Origin of the sequence: Actinomadura geliboluensis, assembly GCF_005889745.1 — a bacterium.
GTDB classification, from domain to species: domain Bacteria; phylum Actinomycetota; class Actinomycetes; order Streptosporangiales; family Streptosporangiaceae; genus Spirillospora; species Spirillospora geliboluensis.
Genome location: NZ_VCKZ01000430.1, coordinates 1 through 7,408, shown reverse-complemented (window position 1 = coordinate 7,408; position 7,408 = coordinate 1). Strand labels below are relative to the sequence as shown.

The following is a 7,408-nucleotide window of genomic DNA, read 5'->3' as shown; positions in this document are numbered from 1 at the left end:
ACACCCCGGTGGTGGCTGCCCGGGAGTCGTACGGTCTCCCGGCGCCTTGTCCACCTTAGCGGATGCCGGAGGGTGGTGCGTCCCCTATTTACGGGCGGTGAAGCCGGTCACGGCGCCGTTGGGGGTCAGGTGGATGTCGGAGAGGCCGGCCTGCGTCAGCCAGGTGTGGAGATCGGTGAGGGTGCCCGAAGGGCCGAAGACGCCCTGGCGGTGCATGAAGGTGTAGAGGGCCTCGGTGCGACGGGTCGTCTTCCGGACCAGGGTCGTGCCGCGGAGAGTGCCGCCTGGGCGGAGGACGCGGGTCAGTTCGGTGATGGCCCGTGCAGGGTCCGGGAGGCAGTGTAGGCCGTTGTAGGTCACGCAGGCGTCGAAGGTGGAGTCTCGGAAGGGGAGCGCGTAGATGTCCGCCTGGAGGAGGGGCTTCGTCTTGCGGCGGGCGCGGGTGAGCATCGTCCAGGAGAGGTCGACGCCTACGTGGCGGGGGTTGTCGCGGACGGCTATGCCGCCGCCGCACGGGACGTCGAGGGTCAGGGCGGACGGGTCCTGGGCGGCGATCGCCTGGTGAAGGTGGCGGATGTCGTAATTCCACAGGAGGCGGGCCACGACGCGGGAGATGAACGGGTTGTGGACGCCGTAGTCGTAGGCGGCGACGGAGAGGCGGTCGGTCTTCCAGCGGGTCACGCGCGGGGGATGAGCGTGAGGAGCGACGCTTCGGGCGGGCAGCAGAAGCGCATGGGGGCCTTGGGGGACGTGCCGAGGCCAGCGGAGACGTGGAGCCAGGAGCCGCGGTGGCGGTGCAGGCCCTTGACGCGGGGACGGTCGATGCCGCAGTTCGTGGCGAGGGCGCCGTAGAAGGGGACGCAGACCTGGCCGCCGTGGGTGTGGCCGGCGAGGAGGAGGTCGTAGCCGTCGGCGGCGAAGCGGTCGAGGTTGCGGGGTTCGGGGCTGTGCATGACGCCGAGGTGGACGTCCGCCTGCGGGTCGACCGGGCCGGCGATCTTGTCGTAGCGGGCGCGGTCGATGTGGGAGTCGTCGATGCCGCCGAACTCGACGTCGAGCTCGCCGACCTTGAGGCGGCCGATGCGGTTGTTGAGGTCGAGCCAGCCGGCGGCCTGGAGGGACGAGCCGAGCTCGCGGTACGGGAGGTCGGGTTCGCGGCGGCGGCCCTCGTAGTCGGACTTGCTCGTCCGCCAGACGTAGCGCAGGGGGTTCTTGAGGACCGGGGAGTACAGGTCGTTGGAGCCGTACACGAAGACGCCTGGGCGGTCCAGGAGGGGGCCTAGGGCGTCCAGGAAGGGGCCGATGGCGTCGCGGTGGGAGAGGGTGTCACCGGTGTTGACGACGAGGTCGGGCTCCAGGGCGTCCAGCGAGCGGACCCAGTGGATGAGGCGCGTCCTGCCGGGGGTGAGGTGCGCGTCGGAGATGTGCAGGATCTTCACCGAGGGGCGGCCCGGCGGCAGCACGGGCACGTCGACGCGGCGCAGCCGGAACCAGTTCCGCTCGATCACCGATGCGTACCCGAAGGTCGCGGCTCCCGCGCCCAGGAGGCCCAGGGGCACGGCGTAGATCTTTCGCACGACTCTCCCTTCTCAGGGTCCCATGCTTTCAGACATGGGCACCGCGCGGTAATCCTGATGAGGCAGAAGGTACGGGACGGGCATGATGTTGGCATGACCCTGAAGGAGAAGCTGGAGACCGATCTCGCGTCGGCGATGAAGGCGCGCGACGAGGTGCGCACGCGCACGCTGCGCATGGCGCTCACCGCGGTGAAGACCGAGGAGGTCGCCGGCAAGCAGTCGCGCGAGCTGTCGGACGACGACGTCGTCAAGGTGCTCGGCCGGGAGGCGAAGAAGCGGCGCGAGGCCGCGACGGCGTTCGCCGACGCGGGGCGCGCCGAGCAGGCGCAGGCGGAGCGGGACGAGGGCGCGGTGCTGGAGGAGTACCTTCCGGCGCAGCTGGGCGACGCGGAGCTGGCCGCGCTGGTCGCCGACGCCATCGCGGAGACGGGTGCGGCGGGGCCGCGCGCGATGGGGCAGGTCATGAAGGTCGTGAACCCGAAGGTCGCCGGGCGGGCCGAGGGCGGCCGGGTCGCGGCCGAGGTCAAACGGCAGCTCGCGGAATGACGAAGGGCCCGGCGTCGCGCCGGGCCCTCGGTCTTTAGTCGGGCTTCTTGCCGCTGCTCACGTAGAGGATGACGGTGGTGCCGGGCGGGACCTCGCTGCCCGCGTCCGGTGACGTCGAGACGACGGTTCCGCGTGGCTTGTCCGAGTCGACGGAGCCGGAGGCGACCTGGACCTTCAGGTCGGCCGCGGTGAGCTTGGCCCTGGCGGCGTCCACCGTCTGGCCCTTAACGTCCGGGACGCTGGTGGTGTCGCCGAAGTCGCGGGACGGGGTCTGGAAGCCGGGGGCGGGCTCGCCGGCGAGCGCCCGCTGCATGGACGTCCGCCAGAGCGGGCCGGGGATGGTCGCGCCGTAGATGCCGTAGACCTTGTACTGCCAGGGGCCGCGGAAGTCCCAGTAGGCGACGGCGGACGCGAGGTTCGGGGTGAAGCCGGCGAACACGGCGCAGGTGAACTCTTCACAGGTGCCGGTCTTGCCGGCGGCGGGGCGGCCGATGCCGAGCCCGGCCGCGGTGCCCTTGGTGAGGACGCCCTGGAGGATCGAGTTCACCTTGTCGGCGACGTCCGGGTCGAGGGCCTGGTGGCAGTCCTGCTTGGGCAGCTTCAGCTTCTTGCCCTGCGGGTCGACGACCTCGGTGACGGAGACGGGCGAGCAGTACTTGCCGCGGGCGGCGAACCCGGCGTAGGCGGCGGCGAGGTGCACCATGTCCACGTCGTTGACGCCGAGGACCTGGGACGGGGTCGGCAGCAGCGCGTTGCCGTTGCCCTGCTTCATCCCGAACTTCTCGGCCATCTTCACGGCGTTGCAGACGCCGACGCGCTTCTCCAGGAAGGCGTAGAAGGTGTTGACGGAGTGCCAGGTGCCGGTCTTGAGGTTGAAGTTGCCCTGCTCGCTGTCGCCGGCGTTGGACACCGTCCAGGGCGCGCCGCCGCCGACGAGGTCGTTCTCGTACTTCTTGCCCTGCCACGTCCCGGTGTAGCGGCACGGCTGGAAGCCGCCGACCGTCACGGTCTGGGGGGAGTTGATGGTCGTGCTGACCGGGATGCCCTGGTCGATGGCGGCGGCGAGCGTGAAGACCTTGAAGGTCGAGCCCGCCGACACGCCGTTGCCGCCGCCGTGGTGGGCGTCTGCGGGGAGGTTGATGGTCGTCCGGCCCTTGCCGGGGCCGAACCGCTTGCTCACGCCCATCGCCTTGATCTTGCCGGTGCCGGGCTCGACCATCGCCTGGGCGGCGACGCGGTTGCCGCCGGGCGGGACGGTGCCGCGCAGGGTCTTGTCGACGGCGTTCTGGTCCTGCATGTCGAGCGTGGTGCGGATCGTGTAGCCGCCCCGGTTCAGCTCGTTGACGACGTTCTGCTGCTCCTTGGGCTTGAGCTGCCAGTACTTGCCCTCCGACAGGATGTTGAGCATGTCGTACTTCACGTACTCGCAGAAGTACGGCGCCTTGCTGGACTGGCAGCCGCCGACCGGGTCGGTGCGATTCAGCTGGATGGGCTTGGCGGCCTCTTGGTCGGCCTGGGCCTTGGTGATGTGCTGGAGCTGGGCCATCCGGTAGAGGACGACGTCACGCCGGTGACGGGCGTCCTTCGGGTTGCGGATGGGGTCGTACGCGGTCGGGTTCTGCGTGATGCCGGCCAGAAGGGCGGCCTGGCCGAGGGTCAGTTTGGACGCCGGAACGCTGAAGTAGCGCTTGGCGGCGGCCTGCACCCCGTACGCGCCCGCACCGAAGTAGGCGATGTTCAGGTAGCCCTCAAGGATCTGGTCCTTGGTCATGCGCTGCTCGATGTCGAGCGCGAAGCGGAGCTCGCGCAGTTTGCGTCCGACCGTGGGCGCGGTGGCTTCCTGGTACTCCTCCTGCGTGCGGGCACTGTCGACCAGGAGGTTCTTCACGTACTGCTGCGTGAGCGTGGACCCGCCCTGGGTCTGCTCGGACTCGACGTTGGACGCCAGTGCGCGGATGGTGCCCTTCAGGTCGAGCGCGCCGTGCTCGTAGAACCGCGAGTCCTCGATGTCGATCATGGCCTTGCGCATGATCGGGGCGACCTGGTCCAGCCGGACGGACTCGCGGTACTTGTCGAAGAACGTGGCGACCGGCTTGCCGTTCGCGTCGTACATCACCGTCTTCTCGGACGGCGGCGACGTCTTGAGCTGGCTGTCCATGTCGTCGAAGTTGTTCGCGGCGTCGCGCGCGGTGAGCCCCGCGCTGCCGACGGCCGGCAGTGCGATGAGGGCGACGATGAGACCCGCCACCACCCCGGCCCCGAGCAGCCTGAACAGCGTGGAAGCGGACTTGACCCGATCGGTTTTCACAACGCGCACGTGGTCTAGGGTACGCGGGACGAGCAGTGCATTAGGGACAGGTCCCCTGCGTCACCACGTTCCGGTCTCGGTTCTCCCGGACGTTCGTCCGTTATGCCCTCATGATGACAACCTGCGCTGTGTCTGGCGCGTCAACTACAGGTAACTAGTCCGTTCCGGCGGTATGGCCCCGGTGGGCTATATCGAGAATGGGCCCATCGGGGGCTGTTGAAACGTCCCTCGCTTCCGTAAGTTCTTCCCCACGGCTTTCGTTTGGCGGCCTGACGTCCGCGCCCGTCCGGCCAAGGAGCGCAAATCGACACAGACCCTAGGGGAGTGGGGCCAAGATGTGGATCACGGATTGGACCGCCCGCGCCGCCTGCCGTAACGCGGATCCTGATGCCCTGTTCGTGCAGGGAGCGGCGCAGAACCGAGCCAAGCTCATCTGCCGCGGCTGCCCGGTGCGCACGGAGTGTCTCGCTGACGCCCTCGACAACCGGATCGAGTTCGGTGTCTGGGGCGGGATGACCGAGCGGGAGCGCAGGGCACTGCTGCGGCGGCGACCGGATGTGCGGTCGTGGCGCGATCTGCTGGAGACCGCGAAGGAAGAGTACGAGCGGTCGGTCGAGGCGGACGAGCAGGAGCTCGTCGCCAGCTGACCTCGGCGGGCCGCGAGCGGCCCGTCCAGGCGTCCGGCAGAGGTTGGTTCTAGGGACCGGCACGGTCCAATGAGAGCGTGGCCGCGGGCCCGCACCGTTTTCGCGGTGCGGGCCGCGGCCACATGCTCTGCCCTCTCACTGATCGTCCACCTGCGGCGGTAGATGCCGCCTCCGCGCGGGTTCCCGTGCGGCCGCTGCGCTGCTTCGTGCGCCGGGCGGCGGCAATAGGGCGATCAGCTCGCGGAGGAGGTTTTTCCGTGCGTCGAGTGCACGTCGGCCTGCGCGTGCGCACCGGCCGGTGGTCATCTGCGCTCGAATGCGCGACGCGGCGCCGCCTGCGCCGTTGCCGATCGCGTCCCTGATGGGCTTGGTCAGCACTGTCGCTTCGCAACGGAGTTGCCTCTTCTGGGCGGCGAAGTGAAGCATGAACACCACATCACGCGCCGATTTCGCCTTTTCGGACCGACGGCGCAGTCATTTTGTGCAAGCCGGTACTGATCGTCGCGGTATCGCCAATGGCGTCGTCGGTCGGCCGCGCCGCAAGAGGGCGACGTGCCCGTTGCATGCCGTCTGGAACACGGTCGTTGGCAGCGTGCTCGGGGCGACGGCACCGGCGATTCCCTCCCAGGTCGGGGTGGCCAAGGTCACCGTCCCCGAGTTGTGAGCGCGCCCGTCGGCCCGGCATCCGGGCGGTGAGAGCGGCGACGCCCGCGCGTCTGCTTGGAGTTCGTCAAGGGGTGGGCAAGAAGCGGTGGCCGGGAGCGCATCGTCCCAGCTCGGAGCGTTGATCGCCGTAGGGTCCGTGCGGGTGCGCCGCGCGGACGGACGCGGTGCGCCGCCGTTCACCGGAGCGAGGGGGCACGTTGTGACGGGACGTTGGAGGATCACCGCGGCGGTCACCGGGGCGACCGCCATGGCGGCCTTGTCCGCCGGGCTGCCGGCCGCCGCCGGAAGCACGTCCGAGCGCACGGGGCCGTGGGTCCTGATGGCCCAGGAGAACTTCGACCGGCCGCTGCGCGTCGACGGCGAGCCGTGGCGCCTGGACCCGCAGGGGCCGCGCAGCCCCTGGCACGTCGACGCGTTCGACGACGACGGCGAGGCCTGGACGAAGATCAGCGGGCCGCTGTTCAAGAAGCAGCTCGACACCCTCAACGTGTTCCGCAAGCGCGTCGCGTTCGGCCGGGACGGGTGGCTGACCGCCGAGGTCGCCGCCGTCGACAAGGACCGCGACGGCCGTCCGGACTCGCGGCCCGGCCTGTCCAACGCGTCCCTCCCGGGCGGGCAGAAGGTCGCGCGGATCTCCGAGCCGAGCTGGGACGCCGGCGTGCTGATCCGGCCCACCCGCCCGCTGCCGCCGCGCTACCGGGTGGAGATGACGCTGCGCGGCATCGACTTCGGCGGCAAGCGGCAAGGCACGTGGGACTACAACGGCAGGCACAACGGCTACACGCGGGAGCCGTGCAAGACCCGGTACCCGTGGACGTTCCAGGGCGCGCTGCCCGGCAAGACGCGCTGCCAGTACCCGGACGTGACGAAGGAGAACGGGTTCTACTACCTGACGATCCTCGACTACGCGAACCCGGCGCCGCACGGCAACCCCGGCATCCACTACCGGCGCAAGGTCATCATGGACGGCTACTACAGCGACGACGAGCGCTGGAAGAACGCCGGGACCTGCAACCCCAGGACCGGCAAGATCTACCGGACGTTCGACGGCACCTTCAACGGGATCAACGCGCTGTTCGTGCGCGGCGACATGTTCCGGGAGGCCGCCAACAACAACATCAGCAACGAGTACTACATCAAGACGGCCTGCGGGAACGTGTCCATGGACAAGCCCTACGGGCCGGGTGGACGCTTCAAGCAGCACCTCACCAGCGCCGAACTCCAACCGCAGCTGCTGCCCAAGGCGTCCTACCGGTTCGCCGTGGAACGCGACTCAACCGGCTACACGCTGGAGATGAGCGGCCCGTTCCTCCACACCGGGCAGACGACGCTGCGCGTGCACCATGACTTCGTGGAGGACGGCCGTCCCATCTGGCACTACAACCAGACGCCCGGCGAGTACGACGGCCGCTTCGACCGCAGGCTCGTCCACAAGGGTCCTGCTGGGACGTACATCACCAAGCACACGTGGCCCAAGGGGTCGGCCTATCCCGACTCGTTCATCATCGGCGACCCGCACCTGAACTACTACGAGGGCCAGGCATACGTCGACGACATCCGCCTGTACGTCCCGAGCAACGCTCGTTAGGCCACGGGACGGCTCGGCCCCGTCCCTCCTAGGGGGTGGGACGGGGGCTGAGAGAGTCAGCCCCCGTCCCACCCCC

Annotated in this window: 7 protein-coding genes; 4 read left to right on the top strand and 3 right to left on the bottom strand. The window is 69.4% G+C overall.

Annotated elements, in window-relative coordinates:
* Positions 1–84 precede the first annotated feature (84 nt).
* Both ETD96_RS37480 and ETD96_RS37475 read right to left on the bottom strand, forming a co-directional pair.
* A complete protein-coding gene (locus tag ETD96_RS37480) occupies positions 85–681 on the bottom strand; it encodes a class I SAM-dependent methyltransferase (RefSeq protein ID WP_171069418.1) in 597 nt (198 codons plus the stop codon).
* Positions 678–1,577, bottom strand: coding sequence for a metallophosphoesterase (locus tag ETD96_RS37475; RefSeq protein ID WP_138641249.1), 900 nt, complete (start codon positions 1,575–1,577; stop codon positions 678–680). Before ETD96_RS37475 ends, ETD96_RS37480 begins: the two co-directional genes overlap by 4 nt.
* A 93-nt stretch (positions 1,578–1,670) precedes the next feature.
* On the opposite strand from ETD96_RS37475, the gene ETD96_RS37470 reads away from it, so the two are divergent.
* A complete protein-coding gene (locus ETD96_RS37470) occupies positions 1,671–2,123 on the top strand; it encodes a GatB/YqeY domain-containing protein (protein ID WP_138641248.1) in 453 nt (150 codons plus the stop codon).
* A 34-nt stretch (positions 2,124–2,157) separates the two neighbouring features.
* Here ETD96_RS37470 and ETD96_RS37465 read toward each other — a convergent pair whose 3' ends face one another.
* Positions 2,158–4,440, bottom strand: a complete 2,283-nt coding sequence (locus tag ETD96_RS37465; RefSeq protein WP_138641247.1) for a penicillin-binding protein — start codon at positions 4,438–4,440, stop codon at positions 2,158–2,160.
* Positions 4,441–4,766: 326 nt separating this feature from the next.
* On the opposite strand from ETD96_RS37465, the gene ETD96_RS37460 reads away from it, so the two are divergent.
* The 3 genes from ETD96_RS37460 to ETD96_RS37450 all read left to right on the top strand — a co-directional run bounded on the left by ETD96_RS37460 (position 4,767) and on the right by ETD96_RS37450 (position 7,332).
* Entirely contained in the window at positions 4,767–5,078 is a 312-nt protein-coding gene (locus tag ETD96_RS37460) for a WhiB family transcriptional regulator (protein ID WP_089329881.1), read from the top strand.
* Positions 5,079–5,502: 424 nt separating this feature from the next.
* Positions 5,503–5,742: a hypothetical protein gene (locus ETD96_RS37455; RefSeq protein ID WP_138641246.1), complete on the top strand. Its 240-nt coding sequence runs from the start codon at positions 5,503–5,505 to the stop codon at positions 5,740–5,742.
* Positions 5,743–5,943: 201 nt separating this feature from the next.
* A complete protein-coding gene (locus ETD96_RS37450; protein ID WP_171069417.1) occupies positions 5,944–7,332 on the top strand; it encodes a hypothetical protein in 1,389 nt (462 codons plus the stop codon).
* The last annotated feature ends 76 nt before the right edge of the window (positions 7,333–7,408 follow it).